This window comes from Pseudomonas sp. 32_A, assembly GCF_017490905.1.
Taxonomy (GTDB): Bacteria; Pseudomonadota; Gammaproteobacteria; order Pseudomonadales; family Pseudomonadaceae; genus Aquipseudomonas; species Aquipseudomonas inefficax.
The window spans coordinates 1-14,876 of sequence record NZ_JAFGYI010000069.1 but is presented as its reverse complement, the minus strand read 5'-3'; the positions used below and the strand labels follow the sequence as shown (position 1 = coordinate 14,876).

The window sequence follows — 14,876 nt, the reverse complement described above, 5'->3', positions numbered from 1 at the left end:
GGGAGGGATAAGTGATGTTGGGATTCACCGCACCACCTGTGGGAGCGGGTTTACCCGCGAATGCTGCAGTGAAGCTACCGACGCATTCGCGGGTGAACCCGCTCCCACAGGCTACTGTGTTCAGTTCTGGCGGCCGGGGCCCTGTTGCAGGTGTGCCTGGCTGCAATACCACTCGTCGCCCTGTTGCAGCGCCCGGTCATTGGGCAGGTGCACGCCGCAATGGGCGCAACGCACCATCTTCAGCGGCGCATCCAGCTTCGCCTCGGGGTGCGACTGTTGGCTGGCTTTGAACTTGCGCCACAGCCAGAACGCGGCGGCGATCAGGGCGATCCAGAAAAGTAGGCGAACCATGGTGTCCAGCTTGTCGGTTGAAGAAGCCGACAGTCTAGGACGCGGCCAATAAAAAAGGGAGGCCCAAGGCCTCCCTTTCATGTACCGCTGCGTATCAGTCGAACAGACCAAAGGTCATGTAGCTGAACCAGGAGCGGTCCTTCTCGGCTTCCTTCGGCCCTTCCGGCACGATCGGGTCACCGTTCTCGTCAGTCGGCAGCAGCTCGCGCGGCATCTCGTCACGAGCATCCTGGAACTGCTTGACCACATCCTGGTTGGCGCGGGTTTCGCCCGGCGGCAGCGGGGTGTCGGTTTCGATCAGGCCCAGGGTTGCCTTGGACAGCCAGCCGCGGCCGTCAGACTCGGTCTGCTTTGGCTGGAACTCGCCATCTGCCAGGCTCGGGTGGTCAGGGTAGTTGAGCTTGAGGGTTTCCAGGCTGGTGGCGGCCAGTTCGTCCAGGTGCATCTTCTGGTACGCCTCGACCATCACTGCCAGGCCGTCGCCGACCGATGGGGTTTCCTGGAAGTTCTCCACCACGTAGCGGCCACGGTTGGCGGCGGCTACATAGGCCTGGCGGCTCAGGTAGTAGTCGGCCACATGGATTTCGTACGAGGCCAGCAGGTTGCGCAGGTAGATCATGCGCTGCTTGGCGTCGGGCGCGTAGCGGCTGTTGGGGAAGCGGCTGGTCAGCTGGGCGAACTCGTTGTACGAGTCGCGGGCGGCACCTGGGTCACGCTTGGTCATGTCCAGCGGCAGGAAGCGCGCCACCAGGCCACGGTCCTGGTCGAACGAGGTCAGGCCCTTGAGGTAGTAGGCGTAGTCGACGTTCGGGTGCTGCGGGTGCAGGCGGATGAAGCGCTCGGCCGCCGACTTGGCAGCCTCTGGCTCGGAGTTCTTGTAGTTGGCGTAGATCAGCTCGAGCTGCGCCTGGTCGGCATAGCGGCCGAACGGGTAGCGCGACTCCAGGGCCTTGAGCTTGTTCACGGCGCTGGTGTAGCTGGAGTTGTCCAGGTCAGCTTGCGCCTGCTGATACAGCTCGGCCTCGCTGAGGTTCTCGTCAATCACTTCTTTATTGGAGGAACAGGCCGCGGTGAGCCCGAGGATGGCGATCAGCAGCAGGTGTTTCACTTGCATGGCGGCTTGCGTCCCTTTGACGGCCGCTGTCTTGGGCGGTGCCGTCCTGTTATGATGAGCGCCCCGGCCAACCCCGGGACAAAAGAAGTCGTATTTAACCACAAGCTCGCAGCCGAAACCAAAGGCTGTGCGCCCGCCGAATCGAGCATGTCCGAGATCATTCAACTTAGCGCAGAGGTCCCGTCCGAACTGGGCGGTCAACGCCTCGACCAGGTCGCCGCCCAATTGTTCGCCGAGTACTCGCGTTCCCGGCTGACTTCGTGGATCAAAGAAGGCCGCCTGACGGTCGATGGTGCCGTGGTGCGCCCTCGAGACCTCGTCCATGGTGGCTCGCAACTTGTCCTTGAGGCCGAGCAAGAGGCCCAGGGCGAGTGGGTCGCCGAAGATATCGAGCTGGATATCGTCTACGAAGACGACCATATCATGGTGATCAACAAGCCTGCCGGGCTGGTTGTGCATCCGGCCGCCGGGCATGCCAGCGGGACTTTGCTCAATGCACTGCTGCACCACGTGCCTGACATCGTCAACGTACCGCGCGCCGGTATCGTCCACCGCCTGGACAAGGACACCACCGGCCTGATGGTAGTGGCCAAGACCTTGCAGGCGCAGACCCGGCTGGTCGAGCAGATGCAGGCGCGCAAGGTCAGCCGCATCTACGAGTGCATCGTGATTGGCGTGGTCACTGCCGGCGGCAAGATCGATGCCCCGATCGGCCGCCATGGCGGCATGCGCCAGCGCATGGCGGTTACCGACGGCGGCAAGCCGGCGGTCAGCCACTATCGTGTACTCAAGCGCTTCCGCTCGCACACCCACGTGCGGGTCAAGCTGGAAACCGGCCGTACCCACCAGATTCGCGTGCACATGGCTCACGTTGGCTTCCCGTTGGTCGGCGACCAGACGTACGGCGGGCGCTTCCGCATTCCGCCGGCAGCCAGCCCGACCATGGTCGAGGCGGTGAAAACCTTCCCGCGCCAGGCACTGCATGCGCGCTTCCTGGCATTGGCCCACCCGATTACCGGTGAAGTCATGAAGTGGGAATCGCCGCTGCCGGACGACTTCGTCTGGTTGCTGTCGCTGCTGAACCAGGACCGCGAGAGCTTTATCGGATGAGTGGCCTGACGCAGTCGCTGCTGTTCCCCGACTGGCCGGCCCCGGCCTCGGTGCGCGCCTGTGTCACCACCCGCCAGGGCGGCGTAAGCCTGCCGCCCTATGAAGCCTTCAATCTTGGCGACCATGTAGGGGACGACCCTGCCGCGGTGGCCGAGAACCGTCGCCGCCTGAGCGACGAATTCGCCATCCAGCCGGCCTGGCTCAAGCAAGTGCATGGTTTGGTGGTGGCGGATGCCGACCCGGCCGTGGTGGCCGAGGCCGACGCCAGCTGGACCGACCAGCCCGGCATTGCCTGTACTGTGATGACTGCCGATTGCCTGCCTGCGCTGTTCTGCGACCGGGCCGGTACCCGCGTGGCGGCGGCGCATGCTGGCTGGCGCGGGTTGGCCGGTGGTGTGCTGGAGGCCACCTTGGATCGCCTGGCACTGCCGCCTGAAGAGGTGCTGGTGTGGTTGGGGCCGGCGATTGGCCCGCAGGCGTTCGAAGTGGGGCTGGAGGTGCGCGATGCCTTTACGGCGGTGCACCCGGAAGCGGCCAGGGCCTTTGTCGATGGTGCCCGGCCGGGCAAGTTGATGGCCGACATCTATGAGCTGGCGCGTATTCGGCTGGCGGCGCGTGGGGTTACTGCTGTCTATGGCGGTGGCTTGTGCACGGTCAGCGATGAGCGGTTCTTCTCCTATCGCCGTACCCCGCAGGGTGGGCGCTTTGCTTCACTGGTGTGGCTGGAGCCGCGCTAGCCTGTAGGGGCCTCTTCGCGGGTAAACCCGCTCCCACAGGTACTGCATCGCTCTCAAGGTCTGTGAGGATCCTGTGGGAGCGGGTTCACCCGCGAATGGCCCCCACTAATCCAACAGGTTGACTCGGGTCAACCCCGCTACGCTTGAATCTTCCAGAATCAGCCTTATCTATAAGGTCATCTCAGGCAGGTTTCTTCATAAACAGGCGCTGTCCATCGCTCCGACCTGCCCTTTAAAGGAAGGTACCCCATGCGAATAGACCGTTTGACCAGCAAGCTGCAGCTTGCAATATCCGATGCCCAATCCCTGGCCGTTGGCATGGACCACCCCGCCATCGAGCCCGTGCACCTGTTGCAGGCACTGCTCGAGCAGCAGGGCGGTTCGATCAAGCCGCTGCTGATGCAGGTTGGCTTCGACATCAACAGCCTGCGCCAGGCGCTGGTGAAAGAACTCGACCAGCTACCGAAAATCCAGAACCCCACTGGCGACGTGAACATGTCGCAGGACCTGGCGCGCCTGCTCAACCAGGCCGACCGCCTGGCCCAGCAGAAGGGTGACCAGTTCATTTCCAGCGAGCTGGTGCTGCTGGCTGCCATGGACGAGAACAGCAAGCTCGGCAAGCTGTTGCTGGGCCAGGGCGTAAGCAAGAAAGCCCTGGAAAACGCCATCAACAACCTGCGTGGCGGCGCGGCGGTCAACGATGCCAACGCCGAGGAGTCGCGCCAGGCGCTGGACAAGTACACCGTCGACCTGACCAAGCGCGCCGAAGAAGGCAAGCTGGACCCGGTGATCGGCCGTGACGACGAAATCCGCCGTACCGTGCAGGTGCTGCAACGCCGTACCAAGAACAACCCGGTGCTGATCGGTGAGCCTGGCGTAGGTAAAACGGCCATCGCCGAAGGCCTGGCCCAGCGCATCATCAACGGTGAAGTGCCCGACGGCCTCAAGGGCAAGCGCCTGCTGGCGCTGGACATGGGCGCGCTGATTGCCGGTGCCAAGTACCGCGGCGAGTTCGAAGAGCGCCTCAAAGGCCTGCTGAACGAGCTTTCCAAACAGGAAGGCCAGATCATCCTGTTCATCGACGAACTGCATACCATGGTCGGCGCCGGCAAAGGCGAGGGCGCCATGGACGCCGGCAACATGCTCAAGCCGGCCCTGGCCCGTGGCGAGCTGCACTGCGTTGGCGCCACCACGCTGAACGAGTACCGCCAGTTCATCGAGAAGGACGCAGCCCTGGAGCGCCGCTTCCAGAAGGTGCTGGTCGAGGAGCCGAGCGAGGAAGACACCATCGCCATTCTGCGTGGCCTGAAAGAGCGCTATGAAGTGCACCACAAGGTGGCCATCACCGACGGCGCCATCATTGCCGCGGCCAAGCTCAGCCACCGCTACATCACCGACCGTCAGCTGCCGGACAAGGCCATCGACCTGATCGACGAAGCGGCCAGCCGCATCCGCATGGAGATCGACTCCAAGCCGGAAGTGCTCGACCGCCTCGACCGTCGCCTGATCCAGCTGAAGGTGGAATCGCAGGCGCTGAAGAAGGAAGAAGACGAAGCGGCGAAAAAGCGCCTGGAGAAGCTGACCGAGGAAATCGACCGGCTGGAGCGTGAGTACGCCGACCTGGAAGAAATCTGGGCCTCCGAGAAGGCCGAAGTGCAGGGCTCGGCGCAGATCCAGCAAAAGATCGAGCAGGCCCGCCAGGAGCTGGAAACCGCCCGTCGCAAAGGCGACCTGAGCCGCATGGCCGAGCTGCAGTACGGGGTGATCCCGGACCTGGAGCGCAGCCTGCAAATGGTCGACCAGCACGGCAAGACCGAGAACCAGTTGCTGCGCAACAAGGTAACCGAGGAAGAAATTGCCGAAGTGGTGTCGAAGTGGACCGGTATCCCGGTGGCCAAGATGCTCGAAGGCGAGCGCGAGAAACTGCTGAAGATGGAAGAGCTGCTGCACCAGCGCGTGATCGGCCAGGGCGAGGCGGTAACCGCCGTGGCCAACGCCGTGCGCCGTTCGCGTGCCGGGCTGTCCGACCCGAACCGGCCAAGTGGTTCGTTCCTGTTCCTCGGCCCGACCGGGGTGGGCAAGACCGAGCTGTGCAAGGCCTTGGCCGAGTTCCTGTTCGACACTGAAGAGGCGATGGTGCGCATCGACATGTCCGAGTTCATGGAGAAGCATTCCGTGGCTCGCCTGATCGGTGCCCCACCAGGCTATGTAGGGTATGAAGAGGGCGGTTACCTGACCGAGGCAGTACGGCGCAAGCCATACTCGGTGGTGCTGCTGGACGAGGTGGAGAAGGCCCACCCGGATGTGTTCAACGTACTGCTGCAGGTGTTGGAAGACGGCCGCCTGACCGACAGCCACGGGCGCACCGTGGACTTCCGCAACACCGTGATCGTGATGACCTCCAACCTGGGCTCGGCGCAGATCCAGGAACTGGTGGGGGACCGCGAGGCACAGCGTGCGGCGGTGATGGATGCGGTGGGTGCGCACTTCCGTCCGGAGTTCATCAACCGTATCGACGAAGTGGTGGTGTTCGAGCCACTGGGCCGCGAGCAGATTGCCGGCATTACCGAAATCCAGCTGGGCCGCCTGCGCAGCCGACTGCTGGAGCGCGAACTGTCGCTGAGCCTGAGCCCGGAGGCCTTGGACAAGCTGATTGCCGTGGGTTACGACCCGGTGTACGGCGCACGGCCGCTGAAACGGGCGATCCAGCGCTGGATCGAAAACCCGTTGGCGCAGTTGATCCTGGCAGGCAAGTTCATGCCGGGGACGGCGATTACTGCCAAGGTGGAAGGCGACGAAATCGTCTTTGGCTGATCTGTTTCACCATGAGCCCCGCATCTGCGGGGCTTTTTTTTGCCTGTTTTCCTGTGCTGGCCTCTTCGCGGGCATGCCCGCTCCCACAGGAATACCGACAGCCTCGAGGCTTGCGCAGCACCTGTGGGAGCGGGTTTACCCGCGAAGAGGCCAGCACAGGCCCCGCGAAACCAAGGCTTTTCAGGCTTTCTGGATAACTTGCTGAAATTTTTGAAATTTTTGCTTGCATCTAAAATCGGGTGACCCTAATATACGCCGCGTTGTCAGGCACTAAGCGAATCACCAGCAACACCGGTGACCGCAAAACAACTTACAAATCAGTAAGTTGAATGAAAAAAAGTGGTTGACAAGCAAAACGAAGAATGTAGAATAGCCGGCCTCAGCAGCTGTAACGCGAAAGCGGATAGCCAAAGAGACCGAAGCTAACACAGGCTTCGAAGCTGTAAAGATGTACCGAAGTTCAGTTCCGCGATAGCTCAGTCGGTAGAGCAAATGACTGTTAATCATTGGGTCCCTGGTTCGAGTCCAGGTCGCGGAGCCAATCTCGGGGTGTAGCGCAGTCCGGTAGCGCGCCTGCTTTGGGAGCAGGATGTCAGGAGTTCGAATCCCCTCACCCCGACCATTTTCCGGGTCGTTAGCTCAGTTGGTAGAGCAGTTGGCTTTTAACCAATTGGTCGTAGGTTCGAATCCTACACGACCCACCATGTAAAAAGGGCATCTCAGCGAGATGCCCTTTTTCTTTAAGTATCACGGGGTGTAGCGCAGTCCGGTAGCGCGCCTGCTTTGGGAGCAGGATGTCAGGAGTTCGAATCCCCTCACCCCGACCATTTCCGGGTCGTTAGCTCAGTTGGTAGAGCAGTTGGCTTTTAACCAATTGGTCGTAGGTTCGAATCCTACACGACCCACCATGAAAAAAAGGGCATCTCGCATGAGATGCCCTTTTTTTTGCCTCGAAATTAAGATGCGCTCTTGGGGCCCACACAATCCTCTGTGGGAGCGGGTTCACCCGCGAATGCGTCAGCAGGTTCACCATCGCATTCGCGGGTAAACCCGCTCCCACAGGGCATGCTGGCGCCTGTCAGTGCAGCTTCAGGCGCGGCTCGGTACCCCGACCAATCTTGCTACCCAGCATCATCAACGCCGTACGGAAGAACCCATACAACGCCATCTGGTGCATCCGGTACAGCGACACGTAGAACATCCGCGCCAGCCAACCCTCCAGCTTCACGCTGCCCATCAGGTTACCCATCAGGTTGCCCACCGCCGAGAAGCGCGACAGCGACACCAGCGAGCCGTAGTCCTTGTACTCGTAGGTCGGCAGCGCCTTGTTCTCCAGCCGCGCCTTCAAACTCTGCGCCAGCATCGAAGCCTGCTGGTGCGCCGCCTGGGCACGTGGCGGCACGTTGCGGTCGCTGCCCGGTTGCGGGCAGGCAGCGCAGTCGCCGAAGGCAAAGATATTGTCATCGCGCGTGGTCTGCAGGGTAGGGCGCACCACCAGCTGGTTGATGCGGTTGGTTTCTAGCCCATCGATGTCCTTGAGGAAGCCCGGCGCACGGATACCGGCCGCCCACACCTTCAGGCTGGCCTGGATCACTTCACCGTCCTTGGTTTTCAGCCCATCCTCGGTCACTTCACTGACTGCGGCGTTGGTCATCACCTTCACCCCGAGTTTTTCCAGGGTCTTGTGCACCGGCACGCTGATGCGCTCTGGCAGTGCCGGCAACACGCGCGGGCCCGCTTCGATAATGGTGATGTGCATGTCCTTGGGCTGGATGCGGTCCAGGCCATAGGCCGCCAGTTCGTGGGCCGCGTGATGCAGCTCGGCTGCCAGTTCCACACCGGTGGCACCGGCACCGACGATGGCCACGCTGATCTTCTCGCTCGCCACATCACCGGCATGGGCACGCAGGTAGTGGTTGAGCAACTGCTGGTGGAAACGCTCGGCCTGCTTGCGGGTGTCGAGGAACAAGCAGTGCTGCGCCGCGCCCAGGGTACCGAAGTCGTTGGTGTTGGAACCCACGGCAATCACCAGGGTGTCGTAGCCCAGGGTGCGCGCAGGCAGCAGCTCGCGGCCCTCTTCATCGAGGGTGGCGGCCAGTTGAATCTGCTTGCCTTCACGGTCCAGGCCGCTCATGCGCCCCAGCTGGAAGTTGAAGTGGTTCCACTTGGCCTGGGCCACGTAGTTCAGTTCGTCTTCCGAGGAGTTGAGCGAGCCGGCCGCCACTTCGTGCAGCAGTGGCTTCCAGATGTGCGTGAGGTTGGCGTCGACCAGGGTGATCTCGGCCTGCTTGCGCTTGCCCAGGCTTTTACCCAGGCGGGTCGCCAGTTCCAGGCCGCCGGCGCCGCCGCCGACAATCACGATGCGATGAGTCATTGGGATATCTCATAAGGTTTACGGAATTCGTGGCCCCGGGGGCCGGCCGCAAACTGCACGAGGGGAGGGCGAGCGCGAAGCGGCTCATAGCACCAGTCCACTGAGCAGGCGGCTGATGAGACCCAACCCGATGGTCACGGCCACCACCAGCACAAGGAGCAGCCACGGCCGGAAGGGCCGGCGCTCGACTTGGTGCTGGGGGGCTCGCAGATACTCATCGACACGACGCTGATCTTCCGGATTCAGGCGGCTGGTCATGGTGGGGCCTCGTCAGGTAGACGTTTGTGACTGCGTAAACGCTACAGTGTTCACGCAAGCGCATGAAACAAATGATAAGGCTTTCTATAGCTGGCGCCGAGTTTACGCCATCGCAAACACTCGCTGCACTGGATCAAAGACTGATGCCCACGTCGAAAACAATGCTGCGGCCCAGGTTACCGCGCAGGAAGTCCGGCGCATCGGGGTGGGCGAACAGCACCCGGGCAAAGGTTGGCCCGACCAGCGACAGCGAGCGCCAGCCCTGGCGCAGGTATTCGGTGGGCGGCGGAAAATGGGTGTTGAGGTCGAGCACTTCGCGCTTGAGGCTGGCGAAGGCAATGATGTCCAGCTCGTTCAGCTCCAGCCCGCGTTCCCGGTAGTTGTGCGCCTTCTTGCGCAAGGTCGGGGCCAGGCGCCCCAGCAGCTCGGTGGCACTGATGCGCCGCGGGCGCGCTTCGCGGCGTACCAGCTGCGCCAGGGAGAACGCACTGCGCCGGCGCTGCAGCTCTTCGCGCCATTCATCATTTAGCCGGCGGCCCTCGTCGAGCACGAAAAACACCTCGAAGGCCGCGTCGCGGAACAGCACATCTGGCGGTTCTTGCCCGGCCGGGGTGAAGTCCTCGCTGCGGTAGGGGATGTTCAGCCCCTGCAACAGGCGTTGGCACACCCAACGCTCCCGCTCCCACTTGCGGGCGTTGGAGAGAAAGGCATTGGCTTGTTCGGCCTGGATAGTAAGCAGGCGCAGGTAGTCTGAGTCATCCATGGGACAAGCTTAGACGTTAATCGATGACGATAAGATGCTGTTTGTGCGCAGAAATCAGCCCGGCACCGGGGCACTGTTGCGGGACCCCTGCCAGATGAAACGGAGAATGGGTGTAGACTCGGCTTTATCCACAAGGTAGCAAGGGGCATTCATCAGGTGATCAGCGCGCAGGTGTTGTCCGGCACCACCCTTACGCTTGGCTGGCTGGGTTATGTGCCGTTGCTGATCTGGGCGGCCAGCCAGGTGCGCTGGGTTGAGCTGTTCACTGACCGGCGCCGCCAGCATCTGCTGTTTGGCACGGTGTTCTGCCTGTTTGCGTTGTGGTTGGTGCGGCGCGATTTCGATACCGGGGTGTCGTACCACTTCATTGGCATGACGGCGGTCACGCTGTTGCTGGACTGGCCACTGGCGGTGCTTGGCGGGTTCATGGCCCAGCTAGGCTTGCTGTTGCTGGGGCGCCACGACCTGGCGGCGCTGGGGGTGAATGGCCTGTTGCTGGTTGGCCTGCCGGTGCTGATAGCCGAGGCGTGCGCAATAGGGGTCGAGCGCGCCCAGCCGCGGAACCTGTTTGTGTATATCTTCTGTTCAGGGTTCTTCCCGGCAGCATTGACCGTACTGGCCTGCCTGTCGACCGCGCTGGGGCTGTTGTGGCTGGACGGGCGCTTCGCCATGCCGGAGTGGCTCAGCGATTTTGTCGGCTACCTGTGGCTGATGATGTTCCCCGAAGCGTTCATCAACGGCACGGTGATCAGTGCGCTGGTGGTGTTTTGCCCGGAGTGGCTGGAAACCTTCAACCGCACGCGGTATCTGCAGGCGCCGTGGAAGGAGGATGAGCGGTGAATTTGTGATGGCTGTACCGGCCCTTTCGCGGGTGAACCCGCTCCCACAGGGACCGCGCGGCTTTCAAGGCTGGTGCAATATTTGTGGGAGCGGGTGAAACCGCTCTGACAGGGACCCTACGGTTTTGAAGGCTGATGCAATACCGGTGGGAGCGGGTGAAACCCGCTCTGAAAGGGACCCTGCGGTTTTCAAGGCTGGTGCAATACCTGTGGGAGCGGGTTTACCCGCGAAAGGGCCCTGAAGGGCACCTTGCTATCAGCTCAATGCCGCGGCTCCAAGTCCCCAGAATACAGCTCATCCTCGGACTCTTCCGCCCCTGGAATCTTGTGCTCTTCAGCCGCCCAGGCCCCCAGGTCGATCAGCTTGCAACGGTCCGAACAAAATGGCCGGAACGGGCTTTTCTCGTTCCATTCCACAGGTGCGCTACAAGTCGGGCAATCGACGGTCAATGGCTGGCTCATGGCTGGCCTCCTCGTAAAGTCAGGTAAAAGTGGTGCAGGCGGTCAATCTGCTCATGCAGCGCGGCCAGGTCGCCGTCATTGACCACCACATCATCGGCATGGCGCAGGCGCTCCTCGCGGGCCAGCTGGGCCTTGAGAATGGCCTGCACCTGCTCGGCGCTGGTGTTGTCACGCGCCAGGGTACGCGCCACCTGCAGCTCCTGCGGCGCATCGATCACCAGCACCCGCTGGGTTTTCTGGTATTGGCCCGACTCGATCAGCAGCGGCGACACATAAACCGCATACGGCGACTCCGCCTTGGCCAGGTAGCTGAAAATTTCCTGCCCGATCAGGGGGTGCAGCAATTGCTCCAGCCATTTGCGCTGCGCCGGGTCGGCGAAGATCAGCTGGCGCAGGGCGGCACGATCGAGTTGGCCGTCCGCCTGCAGCACACCGGCGCCGAAGCGCTCGACGATGCTGGCCAGGGCCGGGCGGCCAGGCTCGACAACCCAACGCGCCGCCCGGTCGGCATCGACCAGGTGCACGCCAAGCTCGACGAAACGCTCGGCAGCGGCGCTCTTGCCGCTACCAATGCCGCCGGTCAGGCCGAGAATCCAGGGGGTAAAGGCCGCAGTGGTCATCAGAATCCAAGCAGTTGTGTATATGAAGCGTATATTTCATCACCCCAGAGCACGGCAATCCACCCCGCAATCGCCAGATAAGGCCCGAACGGGATCGCCGTGCCCATGGCATGGCGGCGCAGACGCAGCAGGCACAGCCCAGCCAGCGCCCCGACCACCGATGACAACAGCAAGGTCAATGGCAACACCTGCCAGCCACCCCAGGCCCCGATCAGTGCCATGAGCTTGAAGTCGCCATAGCCCATGCCTTCCTTGCCAGTGGCCAGCTTGAACACCCAGTACACCGTCCACAGGCTGAGGTACCCGGCCACCGCGCCCCACAGCGCACTGCTCAGCGGGACGTAGAGGCCGAAGGCGTTGACGATCAGCCCCAGCCACAGCATCGGTAGCACCAGCGCATCCGGCAGTAACTGGTGCTCGGCATCGATCAGGCTCAGGGCCAGCAGGCACCAGGTCAGTGGCAACGCCAGCAAGGCCTCGGGCGAAACACCAAAGCGCCAGGCCACCACCAGCGACAGCAGCGCACTGGCCACCTCCACCAACGGGTAGCGCGGGCTGATGCGGGTTTTGCAGGCTGAACAACGCCCGCGCAAGGCCAGGTAGCTGATGACCGGAATGTTCTCCCACGCGCGAATTCGATGCGTGCAATGCGGGCAGCGCGAGGCAGGTAGCCACAGGTCGAAACGCTCGTGCGGCGTGATCGGCAATTCCAGCATTTCCTGCGCCTCACGCTGCCATTGCCGCTCCAGCATGATCGGCAGGCGGTACACCAGCACATTGAGAAAGCTGCCCACCAGCAGGCCGAGCACCGTGGCCAGGGTGAAAAAATACGCCGGCTGCTCAGCCAGCAAAGTCCATAAAGTCATGTTCAGATCAAGCTACCCAACTGGAAGATCGGCAAGTACATCGCCACCACCAGGCCACCCACCAGCAGGCCCAGGACCAGCACGATGGCCGGCTCCAGCAGACTGGTCAACTGGTCCAGCGCCTGGCCGACCTGTTCCTCGTAGTAGCTGGCGGCTTTTTCCAGCATCTGGTCCAGCGTGCCACTGGATTCGCCGATGGCCGTCAGTTGTACCAGCAGCGGCGGAAACAGCGGCTCGGCGGCCATCGCCTGGTGCAGCCCCTGCCCATTGGCCATGCCCTGGCGCAGCCGCAACACCGCCTGCTGATGCAGGTCGCCACCACTGACCCTGGCCACAGTGCCCAGCGCATCCAGCAACGGCACCCCGGCGGCATAGGACGTTGCCAGGCTACGCGCAAAGCGCGCCAGCGCCGCCTGCCCCAGCAGCGTGCCGAACACCGGCAAGCCCAGCACCCGGCGAGATATCCACAGGCGCGCTGGCGCATGCTGCCGGTAGAGCTGGCGCATGGCAAAACCCAGTACCACGGCCATCACCAGCAGCAGCGGGGCAAACCGGCTCAGCCCTGTGGACAAGTCGATCACCCATTGGGTAAATGCCGGCAACGCCACGCCCATGCCAGAGAACATGCTCTCGAATTTCGGAATCACCTCCAGCAACAGGATTGCCGAAACCCCCAGCCCCGTCAGCAATAGCATCAGCGGGTAGATCATCGCCTTGCGCACCTTCTTGTGCAGCACCCGACGCTGCTCCAGCATGCCCGCCAGCTGTTCCAGCTGCCGGTCGAGCGTGCCGGACTGCTCACCCACCCGCACCAGGTTGCAGTACAGCCCATCGAACCACCCCGGGTGGCGCTGCAACGCATCCGCCAGCCCCAGGCCCGAGGCCACATCCTGTTTCAATCTATCCAGCAATGCCGCCTGCGCCGCATCACAGCCACTGCGCCCCATCACCTCGAACGCCTGCAACAACGGCACCCCGGCCTTGAGCAAGGTCGCCAGTTGCCGGCTGAACCCCGCCGGGTCGGCCTTTTCCCGCCGCTTCGGCAAGCTGAACTTAAGCCCACCGGCAGGCCGCAAGCTGGCGACCTTGATGCCCTGGCGGATCAGCCCGGCCCGCACATAGGCCGGGCTGCGCCCGGGCGTTTGGCCACTGACCGGCGTGCCGTTGGCATCGGTGCCGTGCCAGGAGTAGAGGAGTGTGGATTGGGTCATGCAAAGGTCCTTTTTCTGCCCGTGCGACAAGCCTGGAAACAGCTTGCTGCGTCCATGCAAGGGCGCGTGTCCGTGATGCTCACTAGAGTAGTTCAGCGAAGACGACGCCCGAGCGGGCAGGGGTGACAAAAGGTGTCTGTTCAGGCCTACTGCGCCGCTGCCAGCCGGGGTCGAGCCTGACCTCAACGAGTACCCGTATCAAAAAGGAAACGTTCATGAAAGGGCAACGCGGTATCACCCTGATCGAACTGATGATCGTTGTCGCGATCATCGGCATTCTGGCGACCATCGCCTTACCGATGTACACCAACCACCAGTCACGCTCCAAGGCCGCGGCCGGGTTGCTGGAGATCAGCGCGCTGAAGACCGCGATGGACCTGCGGTTGAATGACGGCAAGGACGTGGCGGGCGTGGCCGAGCTGGGTGGCCAGCCGGCGACGGCGCACTGTGCGATCACGGCTAGCGGCAAGGCGGCGGATGGCACCGGGAGTATCGTGTGCACGCTGGTGGATGCACCGGCTACTGTGCTGGGCAAGGCCCTGACCCTGACACGTTCGGCTACCGGGTGGGCGTGTACGACCGACATCGAGGAAGACCTGGCGCCGAAGGGGTGCAAGGCGCCTTGAGGGTAGGGCAATAAACTAGCGGAAACAGGGGTTTGCGTAACGGGTGCGAGCAGTGGTACGTTGCGCTACACGCCGGTGTAGCTCAGTCGGTAGAGCAGCGCACTCGTAACGCGAAGGTCGCAGGTTCGATTCCTGTCTCCGGCACCAGAATCAGTTGGCACGATGCAGGTTTTCCTGCTTTTGGCCCTCCCGAAATGCCCGCCTTGTGCGGGCATTTTTGTTTCTGCCTCAATCTGCTTTTGGTCGATCAGACTACCTTCGGCCCAGCATTTTGGCCGAGTGAATGGTTAGCTGCTTTTCACTTCCGGTTGCACGGGTTTTTAGATAATAGGTGTCTGGCATTTGGCTTTGGCCCAGTGTTTTCGGGGTGTTTGGCGAATTTTTTTAAGATAGTGCTTTCACCTGTTAGAGATATCTCAGATGGCCTGCCTGGTCACCATAGCCAGCAGACATTCCGCAATACCCTGTGGGAGCGGGTTCACCCGCGAACACCGGCGAAGCCGGTGCCATTCACCGAAGCGGTCATAAACTACAAAGGCACACGATTCCAGCGGCGCCATTCCGAACTCCGGCGCCGAGCAACTGCCAGGTCTCGAGATGGAGTTGAATCGCCCCTGGTTTCGTAGACACCTCCAAGCCTCATAATGAGGCCCAAATAGGAGGTGCCATGAGTCGTCAGCGTTACCCCGAAGAATTCAAGATCGAAGCGGTCAAGCAAGTGACCGAGAAAG

At 62.3% G+C, this 14,876-nt stretch carries 14 protein-coding genes and 6 tRNA genes; 11 read left to right on the top strand and 9 right to left on the bottom strand.

Annotated features, from left to right (window positions below; all coding sequences use genetic code 11):
- Window positions 1-120: 120 nt before the first annotated feature.
- Entirely contained in the window at window positions 121-351 is a 231-nt protein-coding gene (locus tag J5M58_RS25240) for a PP0621 family protein (RefSeq protein ID WP_112251895.1), read from the bottom strand.
- Window positions 352-445: 94 nt separating this feature from the next.
- Window positions 446-1,465 carry an outer membrane protein assembly factor BamD gene (locus J5M58_RS25235; protein WP_085626733.1) on the bottom strand — a complete coding sequence of 340 codons (1,020 nt, stop codon included), beginning with the start codon at window positions 1,463-1,465 and terminating at the stop codon, window positions 446-448.
- A gap of 147 nt (window positions 1,466-1,612) precedes the next feature.
- On the opposite strand from J5M58_RS25235, the gene rluD reads away from it, so the two are divergent.
- From rluD to J5M58_RS25195, 8 genes are all read left to right on the top strand, one after another.
- The gene (gene rluD / locus J5M58_RS25230) at window positions 1,613-2,575 is read left to right on the top strand and encodes a 23S rRNA pseudouridine(1911/1915/1917) synthase RluD (protein WP_085626778.1); all 963 of its coding nucleotides are present in this window, start codon (window positions 1,613-1,615) and stop codon (window positions 2,573-2,575) included.
- Entirely contained in the window at window positions 2,572-3,312 is a 741-nt protein-coding gene (gene pgeF / locus J5M58_RS25225) for a peptidoglycan editing factor PgeF (protein WP_207880029.1), read from the top strand. The genes rluD and pgeF overlap by 4 nt, the downstream gene beginning before the upstream one ends.
- A 249-nt stretch (window positions 3,313-3,561) precedes the next feature.
- Window positions 3,562-6,126 (top strand): ATP-dependent chaperone ClpB, encoded by a 2,565-nt coding sequence (gene clpB / locus J5M58_RS25220; protein ID WP_112251897.1) that lies wholly within the window; start codon window positions 3,562-3,564, stop codon window positions 6,124-6,126.
- Window positions 6,127-6,591: 465 nt separating this feature from the next.
- Window positions 6,592-6,667 (top strand) — tRNA-Asn (locus J5M58_RS25215).
- A gap of 4 nt (window positions 6,668-6,671) precedes the next feature.
- Window positions 6,672-6,748, top strand: a tRNA-Pro gene (locus J5M58_RS25210).
- 6 nt (window positions 6,749-6,754) lie between these two features.
- Window positions 6,755-6,830 (top strand) — tRNA-Lys (locus tag J5M58_RS25205).
- 46 nt (window positions 6,831-6,876) lie between these two features.
- Window positions 6,877-6,953 (top strand) — tRNA-Pro (locus tag J5M58_RS25200).
- A 5-nt stretch (window positions 6,954-6,958) separates the two neighbouring features.
- A tRNA-Lys gene (locus J5M58_RS25195) sits at window positions 6,959-7,034 on the top strand.
- 170 nt (window positions 7,035-7,204) lie between these two features.
- Here J5M58_RS25195 and J5M58_RS25190 read toward each other — a convergent pair.
- The 3 genes from J5M58_RS25190 to J5M58_RS25180 all read right to left on the bottom strand — a co-directional run bounded on the left by J5M58_RS25190 (window position 7,205) and on the right by J5M58_RS25180 (window position 9,521).
- Window positions 7,205-8,500 carry an NAD(P)/FAD-dependent oxidoreductase gene (locus J5M58_RS25190; RefSeq protein WP_025337608.1) on the bottom strand — a complete coding sequence of 432 codons (1,296 nt, stop codon included), beginning with the start codon at window positions 8,498-8,500 and terminating at the stop codon, window positions 7,205-7,207.
- A gap of 84 nt (window positions 8,501-8,584) precedes the next feature.
- Window positions 8,585-8,758: a DUF3094 family protein gene (locus J5M58_RS25185; protein ID WP_013970765.1), complete on the bottom strand. Its 174-nt coding sequence runs from the start codon at window positions 8,756-8,758 to the stop codon at window positions 8,585-8,587.
- 133 nt (window positions 8,759-8,891) lie between these two features.
- Window positions 8,892-9,521, bottom strand: coding sequence for a DUF1780 domain-containing protein (locus tag J5M58_RS25180; RefSeq protein WP_013970766.1), 630 nt, complete (start codon window positions 9,519-9,521; stop codon window positions 8,892-8,894).
- 156 nt (window positions 9,522-9,677) lie between these two features.
- On the opposite strand from J5M58_RS25180, the gene J5M58_RS25175 reads away from it, so the two are divergent.
- A complete protein-coding gene (locus J5M58_RS25175; RefSeq protein ID WP_112251899.1) occupies window positions 9,678-10,361 on the top strand; it encodes an energy-coupling factor ABC transporter permease in 684 nt (227 codons plus the stop codon).
- Between the two features lie 260 nt (window positions 10,362-10,621).
- Here J5M58_RS25175 and yacG read toward each other — a convergent pair whose 3' ends face one another.
- Genes yacG through J5M58_RS25155 form a run of 4 tightly spaced genes read right to left on the bottom strand, consistent with a single transcriptional unit; the run spans window position 10,622 to window position 13,519 of the window.
- Window positions 10,622-10,822, bottom strand: coding sequence for a DNA gyrase inhibitor YacG (gene yacG / locus J5M58_RS25170; protein ID WP_207880026.1), 201 nt, complete (start codon window positions 10,820-10,822; stop codon window positions 10,622-10,624).
- Window positions 10,819-11,442, bottom strand: coding sequence for a dephospho-CoA kinase (gene coaE / locus J5M58_RS25165; RefSeq protein WP_207880024.1), 624 nt, complete (start codon window positions 11,440-11,442; stop codon window positions 10,819-10,821). The genes yacG and coaE overlap by 4 nt, the downstream gene beginning before the upstream one ends.
- Window positions 11,442-12,308: an A24 family peptidase gene (locus tag J5M58_RS25160; protein WP_112251901.1), complete on the bottom strand. Its 867-nt coding sequence runs from the start codon at window positions 12,306-12,308 to the stop codon at window positions 11,442-11,444. Before J5M58_RS25160 ends, coaE begins: the two co-directional genes overlap by 1 nt.
- A gap of 2 nt (window positions 12,309-12,310) precedes the next feature.
- Window positions 12,311-13,519 carry a type II secretion system F family protein gene (locus J5M58_RS25155; protein WP_207880022.1) on the bottom strand — a complete coding sequence of 403 codons (1,209 nt, stop codon included), beginning with the start codon at window positions 13,517-13,519 and terminating at the stop codon, window positions 12,311-12,313.
- Window positions 13,520-13,734: 215 nt separating this feature from the next.
- Between J5M58_RS25155 and J5M58_RS25150 the strand changes: the two genes are divergently transcribed.
- Window positions 13,735-14,145, top strand: a complete 411-nt coding sequence (locus J5M58_RS25150) for a pilin (RefSeq protein WP_112251903.1) — start codon at window positions 13,735-13,737, stop codon at window positions 14,143-14,145.
- A gap of 71 nt (window positions 14,146-14,216) precedes the next feature.
- Window positions 14,217-14,292: transfer RNA gene (locus tag J5M58_RS25145), tRNA-Thr, on the top strand.
- Window positions 14,293-14,876: the final 584 nt, after the last annotated feature.

Excerpts from the sequence above, each read along its gene's own strand:
- J5M58_RS25240 (WP_112251895.1), bottom strand. The coding sequence starts at position 351 with ATGGTTCGCCTACTTTTCTGGATCGCCCTGATCGCCGCCGCGTTCTGG.
- J5M58_RS25150 (WP_112251903.1), top strand. The coding sequence starts at position 13,735 with ATGAAAGGGCAACGCGGTATCACCCTGATCGAACTGATGATCGTTGTC.
- J5M58_RS25155 (WP_207880022.1), bottom strand. The coding sequence starts at position 13,519 with ATGACCCAATCCACACTCCTCTACTCCTGGCACGGCACCGATGCCAAC.
- yacG (WP_207880026.1), bottom strand. The coding sequence starts at position 10,822 with ATGAGCCAGCCATTGACCGTCGATTGCCCGACTTGTAGCGCACCTGTG.
- J5M58_RS25190 (WP_025337608.1), bottom strand. The coding sequence starts at position 8,500 with ATGACTCATCGCATCGTGATTGTCGGCGGCGGCGCCGGCGGCCTGGAA.
- coaE (WP_207880024.1), bottom strand. The coding sequence starts at position 11,442 with ATGACCACTGCGGCCTTTACCCCCTGGATTCTCGGCCTGACCGGCGGC.
- J5M58_RS25235 (WP_085626733.1), bottom strand. The coding sequence starts at position 1,465 with ATGCAAGTGAAACACCTGCTGCTGATCGCCATCCTCGGGCTCACCGCG.
- clpB (WP_112251897.1), top strand. The coding sequence starts at position 3,562 with ATGCGAATAGACCGTTTGACCAGCAAGCTGCAGCTTGCAATATCCGAT.
- J5M58_RS25180 (WP_013970766.1), bottom strand. The coding sequence starts at position 9,521 with ATGGATGACTCAGACTACCTGCGCCTGCTTACTATCCAGGCCGAACAA.
- J5M58_RS25185 (WP_013970765.1), bottom strand. The coding sequence starts at position 8,758 with ATGACCAGCCGCCTGAATCCGGAAGATCAGCGTCGTGTCGATGAGTAT.
- rluD (WP_085626778.1), top strand. The coding sequence starts at position 1,613 with ATGTCCGAGATCATTCAACTTAGCGCAGAGGTCCCGTCCGAACTGGGC.
- J5M58_RS25160 (WP_112251901.1), bottom strand. The coding sequence starts at position 12,308 with ATGACTTTATGGACTTTGCTGGCTGAGCAGCCGGCGTATTTTTTCACC.
- pgeF (WP_207880029.1), top strand. The coding sequence starts at position 2,572 with ATGAGTGGCCTGACGCAGTCGCTGCTGTTCCCCGACTGGCCGGCCCCG.